This is a genomic window from Shinella daejeonensis, assembly GCF_024281235.1.
In the GTDB taxonomy this organism is placed as follows: Bacteria; Pseudomonadota; Alphaproteobacteria; order Rhizobiales; family Rhizobiaceae; genus Shinella; species Shinella daejeonensis.
Genome location: NZ_JAHWXY010000001.1, coordinates 813212 through 837700, shown reverse-complemented (window position 1 = coordinate 837700; position 24489 = coordinate 813212). Strand labels below are relative to the sequence as shown.

The 24489-nt window shown below is 64.7% G+C and carries 21 protein-coding genes; 14 read left to right on the top strand and 7 right to left on the bottom strand.

The features are described from left to right. Positions 1-13 precede the first annotated feature (13 nt). Positions 14-1024: a LysR family transcriptional regulator gene (locus tag KYK29_RS03940; protein WP_254689531.1), complete on the bottom strand. Its 1011-nt coding sequence runs from the start codon at positions 1022-1024 to the stop codon at positions 14-16. 236 nt (positions 1025-1260) lie between these two features. Between KYK29_RS03940 and chvE the strand changes: the two genes are divergently transcribed. From chvE to KYK29_RS03905, 7 genes are all read left to right on the top strand, one after another. Next, the gene (chvE, locus tag KYK29_RS03935; protein ID WP_254689530.1) at positions 1261-2331 is read left to right on the top strand and encodes a multiple monosaccharide ABC transporter substrate-binding protein; all 1071 of its coding nucleotides are present in this window, start codon (positions 1261-1263) and stop codon (positions 2329-2331) included. Between the two features lie 115 nt (positions 2332-2446). After that, positions 2447-3982 carry a multiple monosaccharide ABC transporter ATP-binding protein gene (gene mmsA, locus KYK29_RS03930; protein ID WP_254689529.1) on the top strand — a complete coding sequence of 512 codons (1536 nt, stop codon included), beginning with the start codon at positions 2447-2449 and terminating at the stop codon, positions 3980-3982. After that, positions 3982-5190, top strand: a complete 1209-nt coding sequence (gene mmsB, locus KYK29_RS03925; RefSeq protein WP_254689528.1) for a multiple monosaccharide ABC transporter permease — start codon at positions 3982-3984, stop codon at positions 5188-5190. The genes mmsA and mmsB overlap by 1 nt, the downstream gene beginning before the upstream one ends. A 105-nt stretch (positions 5191-5295) precedes the next feature. After that, on the top strand, positions 5296-6291 hold the full coding sequence (gene araD1, locus KYK29_RS03920) for an AraD1 family protein (protein WP_254689527.1): 996 nt from the start codon (positions 5296-5298) through the stop codon (positions 6289-6291). A 51-nt stretch (positions 6292-6342) separates the two neighbouring features. Continuing rightward, positions 6343-7776: an aldehyde dehydrogenase family protein gene (locus tag KYK29_RS03915; RefSeq protein ID WP_254689526.1), complete on the top strand. Its 1434-nt coding sequence runs from the start codon at positions 6343-6345 to the stop codon at positions 7774-7776. Between the two features lie 53 nt (positions 7777-7829). After that, positions 7830-9575, top strand: a complete 1746-nt coding sequence (araD, locus tag KYK29_RS03910) for an L-arabinonate dehydratase (RefSeq protein WP_254689525.1) — start codon at positions 7830-7832, stop codon at positions 9573-9575. Between the two features lie 146 nt (positions 9576-9721). Next, positions 9722-10618 (top strand): DMT family transporter, encoded by an 897-nt coding sequence (locus KYK29_RS03905; RefSeq protein ID WP_254689524.1) that lies wholly within the window; start codon positions 9722-9724, stop codon positions 10616-10618. A gap of 63 nt (positions 10619-10681) precedes the next feature. On the opposite strand, the gene KYK29_RS03900 is transcribed toward KYK29_RS03905, so the two are convergent. Continuing rightward, positions 10682-12115 carry a DEAD/DEAH box helicase gene (locus tag KYK29_RS03900; protein WP_254690078.1) on the bottom strand — a complete coding sequence of 478 codons (1434 nt, stop codon included), beginning with the start codon at positions 12113-12115 and terminating at the stop codon, positions 10682-10684. 405 nt (positions 12116-12520) lie between these two features. Between KYK29_RS03900 and KYK29_RS03895 the strand changes: the two genes are divergently transcribed. Both KYK29_RS03895 and KYK29_RS03890 read left to right on the top strand, forming a co-directional pair. Continuing rightward, entirely contained in the window at positions 12521-12973 is a 453-nt protein-coding gene (locus KYK29_RS03895; RefSeq protein ID WP_254689523.1) for a host attachment protein, read from the top strand. Positions 12974-13109: 136 nt separating this feature from the next. Further along, positions 13110-16274 (top strand): response regulator, encoded by a 3165-nt coding sequence (locus tag KYK29_RS03890; RefSeq protein WP_254689522.1) that lies wholly within the window; start codon positions 13110-13112, stop codon positions 16272-16274. 3 nt (positions 16275-16277) lie between these two features. Here the strand turns inward: KYK29_RS03890 and mnmC2 are convergent, their stop codons facing one another. Continuing rightward, on the bottom strand, positions 16278-17003 hold the full coding sequence (mnmC2, locus tag KYK29_RS03885; RefSeq protein ID WP_254689521.1) for a tRNA (5-methylaminomethyl-2-thiouridine)(34)-methyltransferase MnmC2: 726 nt from the start codon (positions 17001-17003) through the stop codon (positions 16278-16280). On the opposite strand from mnmC2, the gene KYK29_RS03880 reads away from it, so the two are divergent. Next, on the top strand, positions 17002-18183 hold the full coding sequence (locus KYK29_RS03880; protein ID WP_254689520.1) for an NAD(P)/FAD-dependent oxidoreductase: 1182 nt from the start codon (positions 17002-17004) through the stop codon (positions 18181-18183). The genes mnmC2 and KYK29_RS03880 overlap by 2 nt on opposite strands. Before the next feature lie 4 nt (positions 18184-18187). Here the strand turns inward: KYK29_RS03880 and KYK29_RS03875 are convergent, their stop codons facing one another. Further along, positions 18188-18583, bottom strand: coding sequence for a PRC-barrel domain-containing protein (locus KYK29_RS03875; RefSeq protein ID WP_254690077.1), 396 nt, complete (start codon positions 18581-18583; stop codon positions 18188-18190). Between the two features lie 124 nt (positions 18584-18707). On the opposite strand from KYK29_RS03875, the gene puuE reads away from it, so the two are divergent. The 3 genes from puuE to KYK29_RS03860 all read left to right on the top strand — a co-directional run bounded on the left by puuE (position 18708) and on the right by KYK29_RS03860 (position 20731). After that, positions 18708-19637: an allantoinase PuuE gene (puuE, locus tag KYK29_RS03870; RefSeq protein ID WP_254689519.1), complete on the top strand. Its 930-nt coding sequence runs from the start codon at positions 18708-18710 to the stop codon at positions 19635-19637. Further along, on the top strand, positions 19634-20140 hold the full coding sequence (gene uraD / locus KYK29_RS03865; protein WP_254689518.1) for a 2-oxo-4-hydroxy-4-carboxy-5-ureidoimidazoline decarboxylase: 507 nt from the start codon (positions 19634-19636) through the stop codon (positions 20138-20140). Before puuE ends, uraD begins: the two co-directional genes overlap by 4 nt. A gap of 81 nt (positions 20141-20221) precedes the next feature. Next, a complete protein-coding gene (locus tag KYK29_RS03860; RefSeq protein WP_254689517.1) occupies positions 20222-20731 on the top strand; it encodes an ureidoglycolate lyase in 510 nt (169 codons plus the stop codon). Between the two features lie 28 nt (positions 20732-20759). Here KYK29_RS03860 and guaD read toward each other — a convergent pair whose 3' ends face one another. Beyond that, complete coding sequence (gene guaD, locus KYK29_RS03855; protein ID WP_254689516.1) at positions 20760-22067, bottom strand: guanine deaminase; 1308 nt, start codon at positions 22065-22067, stop codon at positions 20760-20762. 292 nt (positions 22068-22359) lie between these two features. Here guaD and KYK29_RS03850 point away from each other — a divergent pair, with 292 nt between their 5' ends. Beyond that, entirely contained in the window at positions 22360-22974 is a 615-nt protein-coding gene (locus KYK29_RS03850) for a LysE family translocator (RefSeq protein WP_254689515.1), read from the top strand. A gap of 19 nt (positions 22975-22993) precedes the next feature. On the opposite strand, the gene greA is transcribed toward KYK29_RS03850, so the two are convergent. Next, complete coding sequence (gene greA, locus KYK29_RS03845) at positions 22994-23476, bottom strand: transcription elongation factor GreA (RefSeq protein ID WP_254689514.1); 483 nt, start codon at positions 23474-23476, stop codon at positions 22994-22996. A gap of 138 nt (positions 23477-23614) precedes the next feature. Beyond that, complete coding sequence (locus tag KYK29_RS03840) at positions 23615-24388, bottom strand: 3-hydroxybutyrate dehydrogenase (protein WP_254689513.1); 774 nt, start codon at positions 24386-24388, stop codon at positions 23615-23617. Between the last annotated feature and the right edge of the window lie 101 nt (positions 24389-24489).

Below are 24489 nucleotides of genomic sequence, written 5' to 3'. Positions count from 1 at the left end.
GAAACCCGTTGTTTCAGTCCGGCGACAGTGTCCGGCTGCGTTGCAGGATGAGATCATAGAGCAGTTTGGCGCTCGGCGGCAGGTCCCGTCCCTTCGCCGAAATCAGGCTGTAGGGCTTTATCCGGATCTCGAAGTCGGTGTCGAGAATGGCGATCTCGCCGGCCTTGCCGCCGTTCTGCGCGATGAAGGCGGCCATGTCGCGGGCAACGGGGGCGATGGCGTTGGAGCCGCAGACGATCGCCATGGTGAAGAGAACGGAAGAGGTGTTGACGACGGTCGATGGCAGCGGCACGCCCTCGGCGATGAACAGTTCCTCGACCCGTCGCCGCAACAGGCTGCCGACCGGCTGGAACACCCAGTCGTATTGCGGCAGGTCGGCAAGGCCGACCTTCGGCTTTTCCAGCAGCGGATGGCCCTTGCGCACGATGAGGCAGGCCGTCTCGATACCGATCTCGGTAACATTGAAAAGCCGCGGATTGAGATCGTCCGGCACGCGGGCGATGATGAAATCCTGCCGTGCGGCGAGCAATTCCCGGGCGAGTATGTTGCTCGTCTCGATCCGTACATTGATCTCTATGCCCGGATAGACCGCGCTCACCTGCTGGATCGCGGGCACGGCGAGGCTGATGGCGGGGGCGGTGACGGAGCCGAGATGCACCGAGCCGCCGGTTCCGGACTTCAGCGCCGACAGTTCGCGGTCCACCTCCCGCAGTTCGAGGAGGATGGTGCGGGCGCGTCGTGCGAAGGCGCGGCCGGCCTCCGTCAGCGCGACGCCGCGGGGAACCCGTTCGCAAAGCGAAGCCTTGAGGATCGTCTCCACTTCATGAAGCATGCGCGAGGCGGCGGGCTGGGAAATGTTCAGCACTTCGGCCGCCGCGCTCACCTGCTTGTGTTCCTCGATGGCCACGACAAGGCGCAGGTGGCTGAGCTTGAGGCCGCTGCGCAACAGGCCGGTGGCCTGGAGGGTCTTGCTGCTTTCGTCGGAAAAGAGCCGTTCGGTAAGGTCGTCATGGATACCGCGCATCGCCAGTCCCCTAAAAATATGACATATCACTCTTTATATATCTATTCCGATATGGATTGAGAAGTTTATTGCATTTGACAGTTATGGCAATTCGTATCAGTTTGCGCGAATGTGCGCTCGGGCCGGGAGGGGTGGCTCTGTGCCGGCTGCCCGGGAGACGGTTTTCAAGCCCTTGCGCACGCATTCTTGCCCGGCCGCTATTTCCGGCCGGCGCAGTACAAGGGAGAGACCTCTATATGAAACGCATCACTTCGCTCCTCGCCGCGGCGGCCATCAGCGTGGCATCGTTTGCGGCCCCGACCTTCGCCCAGGACAAGGGCATGGTGGGCATTTCCATGCCGACCAAGACCTCGACCCGCTGGATTTCCGACGGCGAGACGATGGAAAAGCTTTTCGAGGAGGCCGGCTACCAGCCGGACCTGCAATTTGCCGATGACGATATTCCAAACCAGCTCGCGCAGATCGAGAATATGGTGACCAAGGGCGCCAAGGTTCTGGTCATCGGCGCGATCGACGGCACGACGCTGTCCGACATTCTCCAGAAGGCGGCCGATTCCGGCGTCAGGATCATCGCCTATGACCGCCTGATCCGCGATTCCGGCAATGTCGACTATTATGCCACCTTCGACAATTTCCAGGTCGGCGTGCTTCAGGCGAGCAGCCTCGTGGAAGGGCTGAAGGCCCGCTTCCCCGACACCAAGCCCTGGAACGTCGAACTGTTCGGCGGTTCGCCGGACGACAATAACGCCTTCTTCTTCTACGACGGCGCGATGTCCGTGCTTCAGCCGATGATCGACAGCGGCGACATCGTCGTCAAATCCGGCCAGAGCGGCATGGAGACGGTCGGCACGCTGCGCTGGGATGGCTCGGTCGCCCAGGCGCGCATGGAAAACCTCCTGTCCTCGACCTATACCGACGGTCGCGTCGATGGCGTTCTTTCGCCTTACGACGGTCTTTCCATCGGCATCCTCTCGGCGCTGAAGGGTGTCGGTTACGGCTCCGGCGACATGCTCATGCCGGTCGTCACCGGCCAGGATGCGGAACTGCCCTCGGTCAAGTCGATCCTTGCCGACGAGCAGTATTCGACCGTGTTCAAGGACACGCGCGAACTGGCAAAGGTCGCTGTCAACATGGTCAACGCGGTCATGGAGGGCAAGGAGCCGGAAGTGAACGACACCGAGACCTATGACAACGGCGTCAAGGTCGTTCCGTCCTACCTGCTGAAGCCCGTCGCCGTGGACAAGTCCAACGCCAAGGACATCCTGGTCGGCGCCGGCTATTATACGGAAGACCAGATCGACAACTGATCGCCGTCCGGCGGGCTCGCGTTGCCGCGCGGGCCCGCTTCATCCCGGATATGCCGCCGGAAGGCCGGCCCAATCCGATCGGAACGGCCGGGAGACGGTCACTGGAAGCTTGCACATGAGCAGAATTCTTCTCGAAATGCGGGAAATCACGAAGACGTTTCCGGGCGTGAAGGCGCTCGACAATGTCAACCTGAAGGTCCGCGAAGGCGAGATCCATGCGCTTGTCGGGGAAAACGGGGCCGGCAAGTCGACCCTCATGAAAGTGTTGAGCGGCGTCTATCCGGCCGGCACCTACGAGGGCGAAATCCATTTCGACGGCGAGGTCCGCCGCTTTTCCACGATTTCCGATAGCGAGCATCTCGGCGTCATCATCATTCATCAGGAACTGGCGCTGGTGCCACTGCTCTCCATCGCCGAAAACATCTTCCTCGGCAACGAGGTGGCGACGAATGGCGTCATCAACTGGCCGCAGACCTTCAAGCGCACGCAGGAACTGCTCGACAAGGTCGGGCTGCGGGAAATGCCCTCCACGCTGATCACCGATATCGGGGTGGGCAAGCAACAGCTCGTCGAGATCGCCAAGGCGCTCTCCAAGAAGGTGCGCCTGCTCATCCTCGACGAGCCGACCGCGTCGCTCAACGAAAAGGATTCCGATGCGCTGCTGAAGCTCCTGACGGAATTCCGCACGCAGGGCCTCACCTCCATCATCATTTCCCACAAGCTGAACGAGATCAAGAAGGTGGCCGACCAGATCACCATCCTGCGCGACGGCGGCACCGTGGAGACGCTCGACTGTCACGGGCAGGACATCAGCGAGGACCGGATCATCAAGGGCATGGTCGGCCGCGACATGGAGGATCGCTATCCCCCGCGCGAGCCGCGGATCGGCGAGACCCTGCTGGAGGTGAAGAACTGGAACGTCTACCACCAGCAGCATCGCGACCGGCAGTTCCTGCACGATGTCTCCTTCAGCGTGCGCGCCGGCGAGGTCGTCGGCATCGCCGGCCTGATGGGGGCGGGGCGCACGGAAACGGCGATGAGCCTTTTCGGCCGCTCCTGGGGTCACAAGATCACCGGCGAGGTGCGGATGCGCGGCAAGCCCGTCGACGTCTCGACCATCGAGAAGGCGGTGAAGGCGGGGCTTGCCTATGTGACCGAGGACCGCAAGGAACTCGGCCTCGTGCTGATCAACAACATCATGCACAACACCACGCTCGCCAATCTCAAGGATGTGTCGCGCAACGCCATCATCGACGAACGCAAGGAGGCGCAGGTCGCCACCGGCTATCGCTCGAAGCTGCGCATCCGCTCGCATTCGATCTATCAGGAGGCGGTCAATCTTTCGGGCGGCAACCAGCAGAAGGTCGTCCTGTCGAAATGGCTGTTCACCAATCCCGAGGTGCTGATCCTCGACGAGCCGACGCGCGGCATCGATATCGGCGCCAAATATGAGATCTACACCATCATCAACCAGCTTGCGGCCGAAGGAAAAGGCATTCTGATGATCTCGTCGGAAATGCCGGAACTGCTGGGGACCTGCGACCGCATCTATGTCATGAACGAAGGACGGATCGTGGCGGAGCTTTCGCGGGAGGAAGCCAGCCAGGAATCGATCATGCGCGCCATCATGCGCTCCGGGGAGAAACATTAATGGCCACCGACACGACGCTTCCGAAAAAACAGCCCTCTGTCGGGGACTATCTCAAGAGGAACATCCGCGAATACGGCCTGCTCGTGGCGCTGGTGATGATCATGATCTTCTTCCAGGTCGTCACGAACGGCGTGCTCTTCCGCCCGGTCAACATCACCAATCTCGTGCTCCAGAATTCGTTCATCGTCATCATGGCGCTCGGCATGCTGCTGATCATCGTGGCGGGGCATATCGATCTGTCGGTCGGCTCGATCGTCGCCTTCATCGGCGCGATATCGGCGATCATGCTGGTGAAATGGCAATTGCCGGCCATCGCCGTCGTGCCGCTGTGCATCATGGCCGGCGCACTGATGGGGGCGGCGCAGGGCTACTGGGTGGCCTATCAGAAGATTCCCTCCTTCATCGTCACGCTCGCCGGCATGCTCGTCTTCCGCGGCATGACCTATGTCGTGCTCGGCGGCCGCCCCGTGGGACCGTTCCCGAAGGACTTCCAGGTTCTTTCCACCGGCTTCATCCCGGATTTCCTGTCGTTCACCGACCCCGCCACGAGCGTCATCAAGAACTATGTGGCGCTCGTGGCGGTCGTCGCGCTGGTGGCCTATGCCGTCTATGCCGGGCTGCGCGAACGTCGGGTGAACGAGCAGCACGGCAGCGAGAACGAGCCCTTCGGCTTCTTTCTCGTGCAGATGGGCGTGATGGGTGCGGTCGCGATCTTCATCGGCTTCCAGCTCGCCACCTACCGGGGGCTGCCCAACGTGCTGGTCGTGATGGGCGTCCTGATCGCCCTTTATACTTTCGTCACCACCCGCACGACCGTCGGCCGTCGCATCTACGCCATGGGCGGCAACGAGAAGGCGGCGAAACTGTCGGGCATCAACACTGAGCGGCTGACCTTCTATGCCTTCGTCAACATGGGAGCGCTTGCCGCCCTTGCCGGCATGATCATTGCGGCGCGCCTCAACTCGGCGACGCCGAAAGCCGGCGTCGGCTTCGAGCTGGACGTGATCGCGGCCTGTTTCATCGGCGGCGCATCGGCGTCGGGCGGCGTGGGCAAGATCACCGGCGCGGTCATCGGCGCTTTCATCATGGGCGTCATGAACAACGGCATGTCGATCGTGGGCATCGGCATCGACTATCAGCAACTCATCAAGGGTCTGGTATTGCTCGCCGCCGTGTTCTTCGACGTCTACAATAAGAACAAGGGCTGATCCGAAGCGGTCGGTCCCCACGACCAATTGACTGTTGAACGGCGGCGACGCCGGGTAAAGGGACGCTCAGGCTGCGGGCCGGCGTCCGGGAAGGAAGACGACACCATGCTGATATCGCAGATCCGCAATGCCGATGGCTCCATCACCGTAGCAATGCGCGAGGAGGGCGGGCCCGCCCGGGCGGTGAAGGGCGCGCAAAGCGTCCATGCGCTGGCGCTCGAGGCGGCGAACAGCGGCCGCTCTCTCGCCGCGGTGATCGAGGCGAAGGGGCTGGGCGAGGCCGTGGACCTTGAGGCCGCCTACGGCGAGGGGCGGATGCTTGCGCCGATCACCCATCCGGATCCCGCGCATCTGCACCTCACCGGCACGGGGCTCACCCATCTCGGCTCGGCGGCGACGCGCGATTCCATGCACAAGAAGACGACGGAAGCGGCCGAGGAGACGCTGACCGATTCGATGAAGATGTTCCGCATGGGCCTCGAAAACGGCAAGCCGGCGGCCGGTGAGAAGGGCGTGCAGCCGGAGTGGTTCTACAAGGGCAACGGCACGCAGGCCGTCGCGCCCGGCGCGGCGCTCACCTCGCCCTCCTTCGCGCTCGACGGCGGCGAGGAACCGGAAATGGCGGGTATCTATGTGATCGCCGACGACGGGACGCCCTTCCGCGTGGGCTTTGCCGTTTCGAACGAGTTTTCCGATCACGTGACGGAGCGGATCAACTATCTCTATCTCGCCCATTCGAAGCTGCGGCAGGCGAGCTTCGGTCCGGAAATCCGTATCGGCGCGCCGCCGGAGGATATCCGCGGCTTCTCGCGTATCCTGCGCGGCGGCAAGCTTCTGTGGGAAAAACCCTTCGTATCGGGGGAGGCGAACATGTCGCACAGCTTCGCCAATCTTGAGTATCACCATTTCAAATACGGGCTTTTCCGTGCGCCCGGCGATGTGCATGTCCATATGTTCGGCACGGCGACGTTGTCTTTCGGCGACGGGATCCGTACGGAAGCGGGCGACGTCTTCGAGATCGGTGCGGAAGGCTTCGGGCTGCCGCTGCGCAATCCGCTGGCCGTCGCTTCCGAGGAAGAGATCGTCGTTCGCCAGCTGTAATTCGCAAGGCGGTCGGCCTGCCTGGCCGCCAGTGACAGGAGACATGACACCATGACAATTCACCAGAACCTCATCGCCGGCGAGTGGGTCGGCACGGATGCGTCGAAGAACATCAACCCGTCGAACACCAACGACGTCGTGGGCGAATACGCCCGTGCTTCCGCAGAAGACACCAAGGCGGCGATCGCCGCGGCGAAGGCGGCGTTCCCGGCTTGGTCGCGCTCCGGCGTCCTCGAACGCCACGCCATTCTCCGCAAGACCGCCGACGAGATCCTCGCCCGCAAGGACGAACTCGGCCGGCTGCTTTCGCGTGAGGAGGGCAAGACGCTCGCCGAAGGCATCGGCGAGACGGTGCGCGCCGGGCAGATCTTCGATTTCTTCGCCGGCGAATGCCTGCGACTGGCCGGCGAGACGCTGCCGTCGGTGCGGCCGGGGGTCGGCGTCGAGGTCACCCGCGAGCCGGTCGGCGTCGTCGGCATCATCACGCCGTGGAATTTTCCGATCGCCATCCCCGCCTGGAAGATCGCGCCGGCGCTCTGCTACGGCAACACCGTGGTCTTCAAGCCGGCCGATCTGGTTCCCGGCAGTTCCTGGGCGATCGTTGACATCCTCGTGCGCGCCGGCCTGCCCGGCGGCGTCCTGAACCTCGTCATGGGACGCGGCTCCGTGGTCGGCCAGACGATCCTCGACAGCCCCGACGTCGACGCCATCACGTTTACCGGCTCGACCGGAACCGGCAAGCGCGTCGCGGCCGCCTCCATCGAGCATAACCGCAAGTTCCAGCTCGAAATGGGCGGCAAGAACCCCTTCGTCGTGCTCGACGACGCGGATATCGGCGTGGCGGTCGAGGCCGCTGTCAATTCGGCCTTCTTCTCGACGGGCCAACGCTGCACGGCATCCTCGCGCGTCATCGTCACCGAGGGTATTCACGACCGCTTCGTGGCGGCGGCCATCGAGCGGCTGAAAGGCGTCGTCGTCGACGACGCGCTGAAGGCCGGCACGCATGTCGGCCCGGTCGTCGACGAGAGCCAGCTCAAGCAGGATACCGACTATATCGAGATCGGCCGGCAGGAGGGCGCGAAGCTCGCCTTCGGCGGCGAGCGGCTGGAGCGCGACAATCCCGGCTTCTACCTGCAACCGGCGCTCTTCACCGAGGCGACGAACCAGATGCGGATTTCCCGCGAGGAAATCTTCGGCCCGGTCGCGGCCGTTATCCGCGTCAAGGACTACGATGAGGCCCTTGCCGTCGCCAATGACACGGCCTTCGGCCTTTCCTCCGGCATCGCCACGACGAGCCTCAAGCACGCCACGCATTTCAAGCGCAATTCCGAGGCCGGCATGGTGATGGTCAACCTGCCGACGGCGGGCGTCGATTTCCATGTGCCCTTCGGCGGCCGCAAGGGCTCTTCCTACGGGCCGCGCGAGCAGGGCAGATACGCCAGCGAATTCTACACAACCGTCAAGACCGCCTACACGATGGCGTGAGGCGCAGGCCGACCGGCTTCGGCCGGTCGGTCCGTTCAGGGGCAGTAAGAGACATGACGAAGAAAGCAGAATGGCCGCGCAAGCTGAGATCGCAGGAATGGTTCGGCGGCACCAGTCGCGATGCGATCTACCACCGTGGCTGGCTGAAGAACCAGGGCTATCCGAACGACCTGTTTGACGGTCGCCCGGTGATCGGCATCCTCAACACCTGGTCGGACATGACGCCGTGCAACGGCCACCTGCGCGAGCTTGCCGAGAAGGTGAAGGCCGGTGTGTGGGAGGCGGGCGGCTTCCCGATGGAGGTGCCCGTCTTCTCGGCGTCGGAAAACACCTTCCGCCCCACGGCGATGATGTTCCGCAATCTCGCCGCGCTGGCGGTCGAGGAGGTGATCCGCGGCCAGCCGATGGATGGCTGTGTGCTGCTGGTCGGCTGCGACAAGACCACCCCGTCGCTGCTGATGGGCGCGGCCTCGGTCGACCTGCCCTCGATCGTCGTCACCGGCGGGCCGATGCTCAACGGCTATTTCCGCGGTGAGCGCGTCGGCTCGGGCACGCATCTGTGGAAATTCTCCGAAATGGTGAAGGCCGGCGAGATGACGCAGGCCGAGTTCCTTGAGGCGGAAGCCTCGATGAGCCGCTCGTCCGGCACCTGCAACACCATGGGCACCGCCTCCACCATGGCGTCGATGGCCGAGGCGCTGGGCATGGCGCTTTCCGGCAACGCCGCGATCCCGGCGGTCGATTCCCGTCGCCGGGTCATGGCGCAACTGACTGGCCGGCGCATCGTCCAGATGGTCAAGGACGATCTGAAGCCCTCCGAGGTCATGACCAGGCAGGCCTTCGAGAACGCCATCCGCACCAATGCCGCCATCGGCGGCTCGACCAATGCGGTGATCCACCTGCTCGCCATCGCCGGCCGCGTCGGCATCGATCTGACACTGGACGACTGGGACCGCTGCGGCCGCGACGTGTCGACCATCGTCAACCTGATGCCGTCGGGCAAGTACCTGATGGAGGAGTTCTTCTATGCCGGCGGCCTGCCCGTCGTGCTGAAGCGCCTCGGCGAGGCCGGCCTCCTGCACAAGGACGCGCTGACGGTCTCCGGCGAGACGGTATGGGACGAGGTCAAGGACGTCGTCAACTGGAACGAGGACGTGATCCTGCCGGCCGACAAGGCGCTGACCTCTTCGGGCGGCATCGTCGTGCTGCGCGGCAACCTCGCGCCGAAGGGGGCGGTGCTGAAACCGTCGGCCGCCTCGCCGCATCTTATGCAGCACACCGGCCGCGCCGTGGTGTTTGAAAGCATCGAGGACTATCACGCCCGCATCAACCGCGACGATCTCGATATCGACGAGACCTGCATCATGGTGCTGAAATATTGCGGGCCGAAGGGCTATCCGGGCATGGCCGAGGTCGGCAACATGGGCCTGCCGCCCAAGGTGCTGAAGAAAGGGATCACCGACATGATCCGCATTTCGGACGCCCGCATGTCCGGCACCGCCTATGGCACGGTCATCCTGCATACCGCGCCGGAAGCCGCCGACGGCGGCCCGCTGGCGCTGGTGGAGAACGGCGATATCATCGAAGTGGATATCCCCGCCCGCAAGCTGGAACTGAAGGTTCCGGATGAGGAATTGGCCCGCCGCCGGGCGGCCTGGGTCAATCCCGTCCAGCCGCTCGTCGGCGGCTACGGCGGTCTCTACGTCAAGACGGTGATGCAGGCCGATACCGGCGCGGATCTCGACTTCCTCGTCGGCCAGCGCGGCTCGCGGATCCCGATGGACCGCGACAGCCACTGAGGCGACGGCCATGACGCGGTGCGGTTTCCGCCGCGCCGCGTCATGGCCGCTTGCTGTGCATTGAACCTTAGTATCAGGCGAATTGTTTTGATCTTCCGAAGGGCAGGATCTAACGCTCGGGTTCCTCTTGCCGCGCCGGAGCATCCATGACCCTCGATCGCCTGGCTCCGGCCATTTTCGTCCTGCTGTGGTCCACGGGCTGGGTCGTCGCCAAGTTCGGGACACTCGTCTCCGAGCCGCTGACCTTCCTGACGATCCGCTATGTGGTGGCGGCGCTCGCCTTTACGGCCTTCTGCCGGCTTTCCGGGGTGACCTGGCCGCGCGAGCGGCGGGTGATCGTGCATGCGGTGGTTTCGGGCATGTTTCTGCACGGCATTTATCTTGCCGCCGTCTGGTGGGCGATCGGTCAGGGCGTGCCGGCGGCGCTTTCCTCGATCATCGCCGCGCTCCAGCCGCTGATGACGGCGCTTGCCGCGTCCTTCCTCATCGGCGAACGGTTGAGCGGAATGCAGAAAGGGGGGCTCTGTCTCGGCTTTTTCGGAGTGCTGATCGCCGTGTTGCCGAAATTCTTCGGTCATGGCTCTGCTGAAATTCCCGTCTTCGCCATCGTCGTCAATATCCTCGGCATGGCGGCCGTGACCTATGGCACGATCTATCAGAAGCAGTATCTGCCTGCCGGGGATATCCGCGCCATCGCCACGCTGCAATATGCCGGCGCGCTGATCGTGACCTTGCCGCTGGCGTTCATGCTGGAGGATTTTCATGTCGACTGGGGTTTCGGCTTCCTCGCCGTGCTGCTCTGGTCGGTCTTCGGGATCTCGATGGGGGCGATCCTGCTGCTGCTTTATCTTCTGCGGCGCGGGCAGGTTTCGCGGGCGGCGTCGCTGATCTATCTCGTCCCGCCCATCGCGGCCTTGCAGGCCGCCGTCATCCTCGGCGAAGAGCTGACGACGTCGATGATCCTCGGGGCCGTCATCGTGGCGGTCGGGGTCTATCTCACCAATCGTCGCGATACGGGCGTGACGGCTGCGGATCGGGCCTGACGATGGCGCAAGAAGAAACGGCGGCCCGAAGGCCGCCGTTTCCCGATCTATATGCAGGCCCGATCAGGCCTGTTCGCGATGCTGGCCTTCCGGCCGGCGCTGCCGGCCCTGGCGTGGCGGGCGGCCGGGCTGGCCGGTTGCGTTACCGGCATGGTTGCGGTTGTGGCGTTCGCCCTGCTTTTGCGGCGGACGGCCGGATGCGCGCTTGCCGGCGTCGGCGCCACCCTCGGCCGTCGGCTGGCCGCGATCGCCGAAGGACTGGCGCTGCGGACGCTTGCCGGCGCGGCCGTTGGCGGCGTGCTGGCCGCCGCCCCGGCCGTTGCGGCCCTTCTTCGACTTGCCGCCGGCGCCGGGAAGATTGCCGGCCGGGACGTCGCCGCTGGCCACCGCGATGCTGATGCCCATCAGCCGTTCGATATCGCGCAGCAGATGGACATCGTCGGGCGTGCAGAAGGCGATGGCGATGCCGTCGCGGCCATTGCGGGCGGTGCGACCGATGCGGTGCACATAAGCGTCTGGGACTTCCGGCAGGTCGTAATTATAGACATGGGTGACGCCGGGAATATCGATGCCGCGCGCGGCGACATCGGTGGCGACGAGAACACGTATCTCGCCGTCGCGGAAGGCCTTCAGCGCGCGCTCACGCTGGCCCTGGCTCTTGTTTCCGTGGATCGAGGCCGCCTTGAAGCCGACGTGGTCGAGGTGCTTCATCAGCTTTTCCGCGCCGTGCTTGGTTCGGGAAAAAACCAGCGACAGGCCGTCCGGATTATCCGTCAGGGTCTGCTTGAGGATCTGCGTCTTCTGATCCTTGCCGGGCACGAAGTGGACATATTGCTCCACCTTGTCGGCGGCCTTGCCGGGCGGGGCCACTTCGACCTTCTTCGGGTTGACGAGGTATTCGCCGGCAAGCTCCGCGATCAGCTTCGGCATGGTGGCCGAAAACAGCAGTGTCTGGCGGTTCTTCGGCACCAGCCTGGAAATCTTGCGCAGGTCGTGGATGAAGCCGAGGTCGAGCATCTGGTCGGCTTCGTCGAGCACCAGATAACGGGCCTGCGTCAGCGTCACGGCCTTGCGGGCAATGAGATCGAGCAGGCGGCCGGGGGTCGCGACGAGGATGTCGGTGCCGCGGTCGAGCATTTGCGTCTGCTTGTGGATCGAGGCGCCGCCGACGACGGTGACGACGCGCAGCGGCGTCTTCTTCACGAAATCGCGCAGATTGTCGGCGATCTGGTTCACCAGTTCACGGGTCGGGGCGAGGATCAGGGCGCGGATATTGCGCGGGTCGGGCCGACGGCTGTCGGCCAGCAGCTTCTCGATCATCGGCAGGCCGAAAGCGGCCGTCTTGCCGGTGCCGGTCTGGGCGAGACCGATCAGGTCGCTGCCATCGAGAACGAGCGGGATGGCCTTTTCCTGGATCGGGGTCGGAGTGGAAAAACCGAGTGCGGAAAGCGTGTCGACGATGGTCTTCGAGAGGCCGAGGTCGTGGAAAGTGGTCAATGTCATACCTTTCGGGGGCACCAAACGTCTTTCGCCGGAAGGCGGCATGCACTTCCGGTTCCGTCTGGCGTCAAGAACCCCGCGTGAAATGGGAACTTGTGGGTTGGTCGCTTTCGTCTGGCGCAGTCTTCCGCCAAAGGGCGGATTGGGTATCCCTGCGCTTTTCCTTCTTCGCGTCCCATATCCGGGATATCGCTAGGCACGCTCACGCGGCGGCCGAAGGGCGACGCTTGCGGGCTTCATGTCGTCTTTCCGCCCGTAAAAGTCAAGCGGCGTTTTTGCGACAGCGGCACCGGAGGGCGGATTGCGCCGTCTCAAGGATCATCCTGCCACAATCCTGTTGGATGCTTGCAGGCGCAGTTTTGCGTCTGTGCACCGACCTGAACCTCACCAAGGGAGTGAAAGATGACCGGTACGACTTGGATTCTCGCAGCCGATGGCACCCAGGCCCGCTTGCTCAAGGGGGTGAACCTCATCAAGGACGGGCGTCAGAATCCCGAACAGGAAATTTTCCGCACGGAGGTCCGCAAGGCGCAGGATATCATGACCGACAGACCCGGCCGAAGCCATTCTTCCGTCGGCCCCGGCCGCTCGGCGATGGATTACCCGAGCGATCCCGTTCGCGAGGAACAGCAGAGGTTCGCCGCCGAGATCGCCGACAGGATCGACGACTATGCGGCGAAAGGGGAATTTGACCGGCTGGTGCTGTGCGCGGCGCCGCAGACGCTCGGCGACCTGCGCGGCAGGCTCTCGGATCGTGTCCGCACGCTGACGACGGCCGAAATCGACAAGAACTTCAGCAGCCTGCCCACCGACAAGCTCATTTCGTCGGTCCGCTCGATCATGTTCGACGCCTGAGCGCCGCCCGTCCGCTGGCCTGTTCCAGCGGGCGGGCGCGATATCCGGCAACGAAATATTAACCAACCGTTCAGCGGTTCGGTGTTAGTGCGGGACGGTAAAATCATGACGTACCGCAATGCCCGGGGAACGCCGCGTGGCTGACGAACACGACGAATTGCTGGCGGCTGCCTGCGCGCATATCCGGGAAAATCCCCACCCGGCCTATGTGAAGGGCAGCGACCTGCGCTGCCTTGCGGTCAATGAAGCCTATAAGGCGCTTTTTGGCGGGGACCCTTCGGAAGGCTTCGAAGGCGCAGAAGACGAGGACATCGCCGAGCGCGAGAAGCGTTGCCTGATTTTCGGCGCAGCGGCCCGTTTCCGCTATGTGCATCCGGAAGGCGGCTGCTTCGATATCTCCTTCCGGCGCGACCGGCTGGCCGGGGGCCATGCCGTGCTGATCGCCGTTTTCATGCCGATCGCCGAACCGGCAGGGGAGATCGGTCTCTATCGGGCGCTGCTCGATGCGTTGCCCGTCGCGAGCTTCGTCCGCGATGAGGCGCAGCGGCTGGTCTTCGCCAACCGGGCTTACAGGGACCTGATGCGGGTAAACACCGCGGATATCCTCGGCCGCACCACGCGCGAGATGCATGGCGGCATGGGTGCCGTCCTGCACGGTCATAATCAGCGGGCGCTCGAAAGCGGCGAAATGCTGGAAGCCGAGATCAGTTTCGAGCGCCCGGACGGGAGCACCGTGCCGACGGTCGCCCGGATATGCGGCGTCACGACGCTTGACGGAAAGCGCTATCTCATGGGTTCGGTGACCGATACCACGGTGTTGCGGTCGCGCGAAAATCAGCTCATGGAAGCGCAGCGGCAGGCCGAGGCGGTCCAGTCCGATCTGCGCAGCGTCGTCGAATCGCTTCCTGTCGGCATCGTCGTGGTCGATGCGGCGGGCAGGATCGAGCATGTGAACGACGCCTTCGAGGCGCTGTGGCAAGGCGTCTCGCCACCCGTCGCCGGACAGTCCTTCGCGGATCTCCTGCGGTTCCAGAGCGAACGCGAGCCGAAGGCCGGCGAGAGCGGGCCGTTATCCGGGCCGGAGACGGCGCGAGAGCGGCTGGAAACGATCAGGGCCGGCCGGATGGCGACCTGCGAGGTGGCCTATGCCGATGGTCGCGTCCTGATCGAGGCGGGACGCCCCATCTCCGGCGATCGCTGCCTTCTGACCTATATCGACATCACCGAGAGCCGCCAGCGCGAGCGCGAGGTGCTGGAGGCGCGCAGCGCCCTGGCGGATGTCGGGAGCCTGGTGAAAGATGCGGTTTCCTCCATGAGCCAGGGACTGCTCATCGTCGAGGGCCGGGAGGTGGTGCTGTCGAACCCGGCGCTGCTGGAAATGATCGCCATGTCGCCCGCGCTGCTTGCGCCGGGCAACGACGTCGGCGCCATTCTGGATTATTGCGCCGCATGCGGTGTTCCGGCCGGCCGGCAGGACGAAGGACTGGTGGAGGCGTCGCAGTTCCCGGCGCGGGTTCTGGCCGGCGAGAGCCTTTCGCTGACGCTCCGGAGCGCGGCGGGACGCTGGATCCGGCTGGACGCCACGTCGACGGGTTATGATCGCAGCGTGCTCGTCTTCACCGATATCACGGACCTGAAAAGCCGGGAGGAGGAGCTTCGCCGGCTTGTCGAGCGGGCGGAGACGGCCGACCGGGTCAAGTCGGAATTCCTCGCCAATATGAGCCATGAGATCCGCACGCCGATGAACGGTGTTCTCGGCATGGCCGAGCTTCTGGCGAAGTCGGACCTCGATACGCGGCAGAAGACCTTCATCGACATCATGGTGAAGTCCGGCAATTCGCTCCTGACGATCATCAACGATATTCTCGATTTCTCCAGGATCGACGCCGGTCAGATGACGCTGCGCGATATGCCGTTCAACCCCGTCGAGGCGGTTGAGGATGTGGCGACGCTGCTGTCGGCGAAGGCGGCGGAAAAGAACGTGGCGCTGGTTGTCAGGGGCGCCGGCAACATGCCGCAGAGCGTCGTCGGCGACGCCGGGCGTTTCCGCCAGATCGTCACCAATCTCGTCGGCAATGCCGTGAAATTCACCGATCGCGGCCATGTGCTGATCGACATGGAGGCGCGGCCGGGCACGGTGCGCGATATCGAGATCGTCCTTCGGGTCGAGGACACGGGCGTCGGCATCGCGGCGGACAAGATGACGGCGATCTTCGAGAAATTCTCGCAGATCGATACATCGTCCACGCGCCGCCACGAGGGAACGGGCCTGGGGCTCGCCATCACCGACGGTCTGGTGCGCCTGTTCGGCGGCACGCTGTCGGCGGAAAGCACGGTGGGCAAGGGATCCGTATTCACCGTGCGCCTGCCGATGACGCAATCGGTCACCGTCTTCCCCGAGCGGCCGCTGCCGGCCGACCTCTCCGGCGCGCGCGTCCTGATCGTGGACGCCCATCCGGTGTCGCGCCAGGCCACCTGCGAGATGCTGACGGGATGGGGTTTCGACGCGACGGCGGTCGGATCGGCGGCGGAGGCTTTCGCCGTGGCGGTGGCGGCCGAAGACATGGGCGTGAGCGTCGATGCGGTGGTGCTCGATCAGGCGGTGCCGGAAGCCGGCGAGATCGTGCGGACGCTTCGCACCCTGCCGTGGGCTGCGCATCTCGCCATCGTCGGGCTGGCCGCGATCGGCGGGGGTGAGGACGACGCTCTCCTTTGCGTGCAGCATATCGAGGCGCATCTGATGAAGCCGGTGCGGGCGGCGCTGCTGCGCGAAACCCTTTGCGACGTGGTTCGGGAAAGGCGCATGCATACTGCGCCGGCAAGGCCCGGCACCGTGCTGCCGCTGCGTCCGGCGCCGGTCGCGGCGGCTTCGGCCGATGGGCTGCTCGATGTGCTTGTCGCGGAGGACAACGAGGTCAACGGCATTCTTTTCACGCAGCTTCTGCACCTGGCCGGCTTGCGTTTCCGCCTTGTCGGCAATGGTGCGGAGGCGGTGGCGGCTTTCCGGGAAAGCGCCCCGCGCATGATTTTGATGGATGTGTCCATGCCGGTCATGAACGGCCTCGAGGCAAGCCGGAAGATCCGGGACATCGAAGGCGAAAGCGCGGAGCCGGCAGGCAAGCGCCGCGTGCCCATCGTCGCGGTGACAGCGCATGTGCTGGAAGACGATCGCGACGCCTGCCTGGCCGCAGGCATGGACGATATCCTCACCAAGCCGATCAGCGCCGACCGGCTGGAGGAAATGCTGGAGCGCTGGCTTTCCGGGCATGGGCCGGTGCCGGCGCAGGGGAGCCTGCGATAGGCTTCAGTCCGCCGCAGGCCGCGTTCCGCACAGCATCTCCCGCTTGCCGGCAAAGCCTGCGCGGCGTTCCACCGTGAAGCCGGCAGCAAGGAGGTTGCGCCGGACGAATCCGGCGGCGGCATAGGTGGAGAAACTCCCGCCGGGGACCGTGTGACGGAAGACGGCGGCCATCAGCTCCGCCGACCACATCTCCGGATTGCGAGCGGGCGCGAAACCGTCGAGAAACCAGGCGTCGAAACAGCTTTCCTCCGCAAGAAGGCCCGCAAGGGCCGCCCCGCATACGACGGTCAAGCGGATGTCCGGAGCGAGCGCGATTGTGATCCGCCCTTCCGGGTTTTCCGGCCAGGCGTCGAGCAAGGCGGCGCGCTCCCTTTCGATCTCCGGCCAGTGTGAGAGAGCGCGGCCGATATCGTCGGCCCGCATCGGGAAGAGTTCGAAGGACGTGAAGTGGAGGCAGGCTCCGGCCGGGGCGGCGCTGCGCCATTGCCGCCAGGTCTCGCAGAAGTTCAGGCCCGTGCCGAAGCCGAGTTCGCCGATGCGGAAATGGCCCGGCTGATGCCAGCGCCGCGGCAGTCCGTTGCCGGCCAGAAAGACATGTCCGCATTCGAGGCGGCCGTCGCTGCGGCAATAAAAATGATCGTCAAAGGCTCGCGAATAAGGCATATCGCCGTCGTGCCATTCAAGCATCGCGGTGGATTGCGGCGAGGGTTCAGGATTGTGATCAACCATGGAGCATGGCGATAGGCCCAGCCGGCCTGCGGGTCAACCGGCGGTGGACCTGCTGGTGGCGGGCGGCGGGATCATGGGGCTGTGGACGGCATATTTCGCGGCCCGTTCCGGCCTTTCTGTATTGCTTGCCGAGCGTCGGCGGATCGGCGCCGGCGCAAGCGGCGGCATGCTCGGCGCGCTGATGCCGCATCTGCCGGACCGCTGGGACGCCAAGACAGCCTTCCAGTTCGAGTCGCTGGTGGCGCTGGAGGCCGAGATCGCCGGCCTGGAGGCCGAAACCGGCCTGTCGACCGGCTATCGCCGGTCGGGCCGGCTGATACCGCTGCCGAAAGCGCATCATCGCGGCCTCGCCCTTGGCTGTGCGGCGGCTGCGGCGACGCTCTGGCAAAGCGGCGGGCGCGCGTTTTCCTTCGATGTGCGCGACCGGCCGCCGGTCGTAAACTGGCCGGCGGAAAATGCCATGGAAAACGGCGTCGCCTTTGACGGGCTGGCCGCCCGCGTCTCGCCGCGCGGCCTTCTTGCGGCACTTGTGGCGGCGCTTTCCCGTCTGCCTCACGTCACGCTTTGCGAAGGCGCGGGTCTCGCGCGGCTCGATCCCGGGACGCAGACCGCCTTTTTCGAGGATGGCGGTACCTGCAACTACGGACATTGCGTGCTGGCGGCGGGGGTGGAGACCTTCGATCTGCTCGCAACACTCGGGCCGGCGCTGAAGCGGCCGGCGGGTTTCGCCGTGAAGGGGCAGGCGGCGCTCTTGCGCGCGGATATCGATCCGGCGCTGCCGCTGCTGTTTGCCAATGGCCTGTATATCGTGCCGCATGAAAACGGCCTCGTGGCGGTGGGCAGTACCAGTGAAAATGCGTTCGAGACCGCGTTTACCACCGATGAGCAACTGGAAGACCTGATCGCGCGGGCGCGGCAACTGACTCCGCTTCTGGAGAAAGCGCCGGTCGTCGAGCGTTGGGCCGGCCTTCGCCCCAAGGCGATCGGCCGCGATCCCATGGTCGGGCGGCATCCGGACCATCCCGCTGTCAGCCTGATGACCGGCGGCTTCAAGGTGAGCTTCGGGCTTGCCGCCGCGCTCGCCCGCGTGGTGACAGGCCAGATAGGGGACGGCGGCCCTTCCGGCCTGCCGTCCTCCTTCACTGTCGAGGCGCATCTGGCAAAAGCCGGCCTCGCCTGACCGCTCACATCCAGTAAGGCGGCACGCCATAATAGTCGTGGATCACCTTGCCGTTCTTGCGGTCCCATTCATAGTCGGCATCGTTGCCGTAATGCGGGGCATTTTCGACCTGCTCCTTGGTCACGTCGACGCGGTAGCCGCCGAGATCCTCATCGTAGTTCAGCTTGCCCCAGGGCAGGGGATAGTGATCGTGGCCGATCCCCAGGAACCCGCCGAAGCTCAGCACGGCATAGGACACGCGGCCGCTGCGCTTGTCGAGGATCAGCCGCTCGATCGCGCCGATATGCTTGCCGTCGCCGCCGTAGACGCTGGTGCCTTCCACCTTGTCGCTGGCGATGAGTTCGTGGGTCTCCCGGATATTGGCGTCCTGAATGGCGATGATGGTTCTCCTTGTTGCGATAAAAGGAGAACGGTGAGGTGGCCGATCGGTTCCAAAGAGGGCGAGGATCGGGGCTATGGGTCCGATTTTGCTCGACTTTCGCGGCCTGAGTGCTACCGTCGCGACTATTCGCAGAGGGGCTTTCATGACAGAGACATATCCGCGTGACCTCGTCGGCTATGGCCGCACGCCGCCGAACGTCCGCTGGCCGGGTGACGCGCGCATCGCCGTGCAGTTCGTGGTCAATTACGAGGAGGGCGGGGAAAGCTGCATTCTCGACGGCGATCCGGCCTCGGAATGCCTGCTGTCGGAGATCGTCGGCGCGCAGCCCTGGCAGGGCCAGCGTAACCTCAATATGGAATCGATCTACGAGTATGGCGCACGGGCCGGCTTCTGGCGGCTGTGGCGGCTTTTCACGCGCCGCAACGTGCCGGTCACCGTCTATGGGGTGACGCTCGCCATGGCGCGCAATCCGGAAGCCGTCGCCGCGATGAAGGAGGCGGGCTGGGAGATCGCCAGCCACGGTTACCGCTGGCTGGAATACAAGGACGTTCCGGAAGAAGTGGAGCGCCAGCACATTCGCGATGCGGTGCGGCTTCACACGGAGCTGACCGGATCGCATCCGCTCGGCCTGTATCAGGGCAAGCCTTCCGGCAATACCCTGCGGCTCGTCATGGAAGAGGGCGGTTTCGTCTATTCCTCCGATTCCTACGCCGACGATCTGCCCTATTGGGTCCCCGGCCCCGACGGCAAGCCCTTCCTGATCATTCCCTATGCGCTCGAAACCAACGACATGCGTTTCGCCACCGCACAGGGGTTCAATTCGGGCGACCAGTTCTTCGCCTATCTGAAGGACGCCTTCGACGTGCTCTACGAGGAAGGCCGGGAGGGCAGCCCGAAGATGCTGAATATCGGGCTTCACTGCCGGCTGGCCGGCCGTCCCGGCCGGGCGGCGGCGCTCGCCCGCTTCGTCGATTACGTCCTCGGGCATGAGAAGGTCTGGGCGCCGCGCCGTATCGACATCGCCCGGCACTGGATCGAGCATCATCATCCGGACAGGGGGGATGCGGCATGATCGACAGGCCGGACTTTCTCGCCCGCTACGGCGGCGTCTTCGAACATTCGCCCTTCATCGCCGAACGGGCGCTCGACGCCGGCGCGGTGACGCCGCCTTTCAGCGCCGCGACCGTGCATGCCGCGCTGACGACCGCATTCCGGCAAGCGACGCGGGAAGAACAGCTCGGCGTGCTCCGCGCCCATCCGGACCTTGCGGGCAAGCTGGCGATCGCCGGTGAACTGACCGAGGACAGCCGCAAGGAGCAGGCGGGCGCCGGCCTCGACCGGCTGACGCCGGAAGAACACGCCCGCTTCACGGCGCTCAACAGCGCCTATGGCGAGAAATTCGGCTTTCCCTTCATCATCGCCGTGAAAGGCCTCGGAAAAGCCGATATCCTTGCGGCTTTCGAGCGACGTATCGACAATAGCCCCGAACAGGAGTTCGAGACGGCGAAGGCGCAGGTGGAGCGTATCGCGCTCCTGCGGCTGCAAGCCCTCATCCCCGGAGACGGCCATGTATGACATTTCACCGGCCGCGCAGCCCGTCGGCCGGCCTCTCTTTTCGATTTTCCCGGTGGGCCGTCGCCGGAAGGCAGGTTGCCGATGAACGAACGGCTTTCCATCCTCCCGCTGACGCCGGAGGCCTTCGCGCCCTTCGGCACGGTCATCGAGACCGCGCCGTCCACCCTGCGTCTCATCAACAACGGCACGACCGAGCGCTATCATGCGCTGGCCGAGGTGGAGGCAGCGGGGGCGGGTGCGACGGTGATCATCAACATCTTCCGCGCCACCCCGCGCGCCTTTCCCTATCAGGTCGACATGATGGAGCGGCACCCCTTCGGCAGCCAGAGTTTCTCGCCGGTCGACGACCGGCCGTGGCTGGTCGTGGTGGCTGCCGACGAAGACGGCCGGCCGGGCCGGCCGCAGGCGTTTCTCGCCGGCGGGCGACAGGGCGTCAATTATCGCCGCAACGTCTGGCACCATCCGCTGGTCGCGGTGGGCGGGCGCAGCGATTTCATCGTCGTCGACCGGGCGGGCGAGGGCCTCAATCTGGAGGAATATTATTACGACAGGCCCTTCGTCATCGACGGTCCCGAAGAAACGACGGTATGAGCGACACGGACAGCCTTGTGGCTTTTGTCTACAGGCCGGTTTTCATCGGTCTCCCGGCAACGTAGGTCTCGCGCACGGCGCGATCGTCGCCCATGGTCTGGAGCAGGAAAAGTTCGTCGGCAAGCGAGCGGACGACCTCCATCCGCAGCGCCATGGCGGGCGTGGCGGCGGCGTCCAGCACCACGAAATCGGCGTCCATGCCGACCTCCAGCGTGCCGATCCGGTCGGCAAGCGACAGCGCCTCGGCATTGCCGAGCGTCATGTGGTGGAAACTCTCGAAGGGGTTCAACCGCTCGCCCAGCAGTTGCTGGATCTTGTAGGCCTCGTCCATCGTCTTCAGCATGGAATAGCTCGTGCCGCCGCCGACATCGGTGGCGACGGCGACGCGCACCGGCTTTTCGCGCCGCAGAAGGTCTTTCAGGGGAAACAGGCCGGAGCCGAGGAAGAGGTTCGAGGTGGGGCAATGCACCGCCACCGCGCCCGCCTCGCTCATCGCGTCGGCCTCGCGCCCGGAGAGATGGATACAATGGCCGAACAGGCTTTTCGGACCGAGCAGGCCGTAGTGGGCATAGATATCGGTATAGTCGACGGCTTCGGGATAAAGCTCGCAGGTGACGCGGATCTCCTCGTGGTTTTCCGAAAGATGCGTCTGGATGTGCAGGTCGGGAAACTCGCGGGCGAGTGCGCCGGCCATTTCCATCTGCGCCGGCGTCGAGGTGATGGCGAAGCGCGGCGTGATGGCGACATGGTTGCGGCCCTTGCCGTGCCATTCGGAAATCACCGCCCGGGTTTCGTCATAGCCCGTTTCCGGCGTATCGAGCAGGCCCTGCGGGGCGTTGCGATCCATCATCACCTTGCCGCCGATCATGCACATGCCGCGCCGGAGCGCCTCGGCGAAATAGGCGTCGGCCGAGGCCTTGTGAACGGAGCAATAGGCCGCGCCCGTCGTCGTGCCGTGGCGGATCATCTCGTCGTAGAAATGCCGGGCGATGCGGGCGGCATGCTCGCTTTCGACAAACCGGCATTCCTCGGGAAACGTGTGGGTGTTCAGCCATTCGAGCAGGTCGGCGGCATAGGCGCCGATCACCTGCATCTGCGGGAAGTGCAGATGCGCGTCGATGAAGCCGGGAAGCAGCAGCTGCGGCCGGTGGTCGATTTCCTCCGTCCCGGCGGGGGCGTCGGCGCGCACCCGCGCATAGGGGCCGACGGCGGCGATGCGCCCGGCCTCGACGAGAAGGCCGCCATCCTCCTCATAGCGATAGCTTGACGTGTCGTCGCGCGATTGCGGGCGCCGCAGGAAGGAAAGCAGGCGCGCGCGGATCAGGGTGGCGCTCATATCGGTAAACTCCCGTCGACGGTTGTCTCACGCCCGTGGCGATGAGGGACCACGCCCTCCGCCCTGCCGGCGGGTCGCCGCACGGCACGGGTTGCATCCCGTCCGGGATAGATCGCATGGGCGGAGAACGCAATCTCTGCGTTCGAAGATCGCGGAATGGCGGCGTGCGTTCCACGGGCGGTCTTTCCTCTTCCGGAAAGCGCCGATTCGACGTATTGCTGCGACATCGCCAGCGACGGCGGGCCAGCAAAAACGGGCCAGTGAAAACGGGCCAGCGAAACGGGAAGGTGCGATGGACGACGTCAATTCATTCATCCTGCTGGTCGGCGTCTATTTCGTTTCTCTCGTCAGCCCCGGGCCGAATTTCATCATCGTCACCAGCACCAGCATGACGGTGTCGCGGGCGGCCGGGCTGTTTGCGGGGCTCGGTCTTGCCTGCGCCTCGCTCACCTGGGCCGTGACGGCGATGGCGGGGCTGGGTTTCCTGCTTGCGCATTTCGCCTGGCTGCATCTCGCCTTGCAGGTCGTCGGTGCGCTTTATCTCGTATGGCTCGGCATCAGGATGATCCGCCAGGCGGCGCGGCCGGAAAATGCGCTCGCCGCCGCCGCGATAGACTGGCGGGCGGCGATGCGGCGCGCCTATATCGTCAGCATGACCAATCCGAAATCCTTTGCCTTCTTCGGCAGCATCTTCGCGCTGGTCATTCCCGCGCAGGCGCCGATCTGGTTCTATGTGACGGTCGCGCTTACCTGTTTCACCATGTCGATGCTCTGGTATTGCGGCATGGCGCTGTTCTTTTCCAATCCGCGCGTGTCGGCGTGCTTCCTGCGCTTCAGGACCGGCATCGAACGCGTGATGGGCGCAACCCTGATCGTGCTGGGAGGCCGCCTGCTCTGGTCGCGGTGACGCGCGCGATGCGTCGCTTTCAGGCGATGGTCAGGATTTCGAGTTCCTGGTCGCCGAGGCTGGCGATCTCGCCGACGGCCTTGCCCATGAGGACTTTGGCGACGGGGGAAACGTAGGAAATCGAGCCGGCCTTCGGATCGGCCTCATCCTCTCCGACGATGCGATAGGTCTGCACGCGGCCGTCGTCGCGGCTGAAGGCCACCTTGCTGCCGAAGGCGACGATTTCGCTGGATGCCGGCTCGGAAACGACCTGTGCCGTGCGAAGCCGCTCGACAAGGTAGCGCACGTCGCGCAAGGGGCCGGCCGCCTGACGGCGGCGTTCGTTGGCGTCCTCGATGGCATTCGCCGCTTCGTAAGCCGTGCGGGCCTCGGCAAGCTGCGCTTCCAGCGCGGCCAGTCCGGTTGCCGTGACGAGATTGGGATGGGGAGAGATCGGCCGGTCGGGCAAAAGGGTTTCCGATGCGGTTTCGGCACTTTCTTCCTTCATGAAGGCGACGCTCAATGTCCGGACTCCATTCTTTCCCCCGGGCTTGCGAAGCGCTGCGGGCGTCTGTCGATTTGGGGCATGGTAGCATGTTGTGCATCCGCCGGAAGCCTTGCGGGCAAGCCGGCGGGAAAAGGCGGTGAGGTATTGCGGGCGCTATTGCGCCGTCCAGCCGCCGTCCACGGAGATATGCGTGCCGTTGATCGACTTCGCCGCGTCGCTGGCCAGGAACATCGCAATTGCGGCGACCTCCTCGACGGCGACGAATTCCTTGGTCGGCTGGAGCTTCAGCATGACGTCGTTCTTCACCTCGGTCTCGCTGATGCCGCGGGCGCGCGCCGTGTCGGGGATCTGCTTCTCGACGAGCGGCGTCAGCACATAGCCGGGGCAGATGGCGTTAGCGGTGATGCCGTTTTCGGCGATTTCCAGCGCCACGGTCTTCGTCAGGCCCATGATACCGTGCTTTGCGGCGACATAGGCGGATTTGAAGGGCGATGCGACGAGGCCGTGGGCCGAGGCGACATTGACGATGCGTCCCCAGCCCTTCCGCTTCATGTGCGGAACGGCGGCCCGGATCGTATGGAAGGAACTGGACAGGTTGATCGCGATGATCCGGTCCCACTGGTCGACCGGGAAGTCCTCGATCCGTTCCACATGCTGGATACCGGCGTTGTTGACGAGGATATCGGGTCCGCCGAATTCTTCGGCGGCCGTCCCGATCAGGTCGGCGATCTCCTCCGGCCTGGTCATGTCGGCCGGATGATAGAGAACGCGACCTTCGCCGAGGCCATCGAGCCGCGCGCGAACCGCCTCGATCTCGCCGGCCTCGCCGAAGCCGTTGAGAATGACGTTGGCGCCGCTGCCCGCAAAAGCGGTGGCGATAGCCAGACCGATGCCGCTGGTGGAGCCGGTGACGATAACGCTCTTCATGGTCCTCTTTCTCCCGCTCGTGGATTTCCGGCGCTGCCGGAGCATGGTGCGCTGCGGTAGCCTAAGCGCAAACCCCGGCCCATGACAATCGGCTTTCCACC

What these genes read in the sequence shown, in the direction of transcription:
- uraD (WP_254689518.1), top strand. Translation starts at nt 19,634, where the DNA reads ATGATCGACAGGCCGGACTTTCTCGCCCGCTACGGCGGCGTCTTCGAA.
- KYK29_RS03895 (WP_254689523.1), top strand. Translation starts at nt 12,521, where the DNA reads ATGACCGGTACGACTTGGATTCTCGCAGCCGATGGCACCCAGGCCCGC.
- mnmC2 (WP_254689521.1), bottom strand. Translation starts at nt 17,003, where the DNA reads ATGGTTGATCACAATCCTGAACCCTCGCCGCAATCCACCGCGATGCTT.
- araD1 (WP_254689527.1), top strand. Translation starts at nt 5,296, where the DNA reads ATGCTGATATCGCAGATCCGCAATGCCGATGGCTCCATCACCGTAGCA.
- KYK29_RS03880 (WP_254689520.1), top strand. Translation starts at nt 17,002, where the DNA reads ATGGAGCATGGCGATAGGCCCAGCCGGCCTGCGGGTCAACCGGCGGTG.
- KYK29_RS03940 (WP_254689531.1), bottom strand. Translation starts at nt 1,024, where the DNA reads ATGCGCGGTATCCATGACGACCTTACCGAACGGCTCTTTTCCGACGAA.
- chvE (WP_254689530.1), top strand. Translation starts at nt 1,261, where the DNA reads ATGAAACGCATCACTTCGCTCCTCGCCGCGGCGGCCATCAGCGTGGCA.
- guaD (WP_254689516.1), bottom strand. Translation starts at nt 22,067, where the DNA reads ATGAGCGCCACCCTGATCCGCGCGCGCCTGCTTTCCTTCCTGCGGCGC.
- KYK29_RS03860 (WP_254689517.1), top strand. Translation starts at nt 20,222, where the DNA reads ATGAACGAACGGCTTTCCATCCTCCCGCTGACGCCGGAGGCCTTCGCG.
- araD (WP_254689525.1), top strand. Translation starts at nt 7,830, where the DNA reads ATGACGAAGAAAGCAGAATGGCCGCGCAAGCTGAGATCGCAGGAATGG.
- KYK29_RS03915 (WP_254689526.1), top strand. Translation starts at nt 6,343, where the DNA reads ATGACAATTCACCAGAACCTCATCGCCGGCGAGTGGGTCGGCACGGAT.
- KYK29_RS03840 (WP_254689513.1), bottom strand. Translation starts at nt 24,388, where the DNA reads ATGAAGAGCGTTATCGTCACCGGCTCCACCAGCGGCATCGGTCTGGCT.
- mmsA (WP_254689529.1), top strand. Translation starts at nt 2,447, where the DNA reads ATGAGCAGAATTCTTCTCGAAATGCGGGAAATCACGAAGACGTTTCCG.
- KYK29_RS03850 (WP_254689515.1), top strand. Translation starts at nt 22,360, where the DNA reads ATGGACGACGTCAATTCATTCATCCTGCTGGTCGGCGTCTATTTCGTT.
- KYK29_RS03905 (WP_254689524.1), top strand. Translation starts at nt 9,722, where the DNA reads ATGACCCTCGATCGCCTGGCTCCGGCCATTTTCGTCCTGCTGTGGTCC.
- puuE (WP_254689519.1), top strand. Translation starts at nt 18,708, where the DNA reads ATGACAGAGACATATCCGCGTGACCTCGTCGGCTATGGCCGCACGCCG.
- mmsB (WP_254689528.1), top strand. Translation starts at nt 3,982, where the DNA reads ATGGCCACCGACACGACGCTTCCGAAAAAACAGCCCTCTGTCGGGGAC.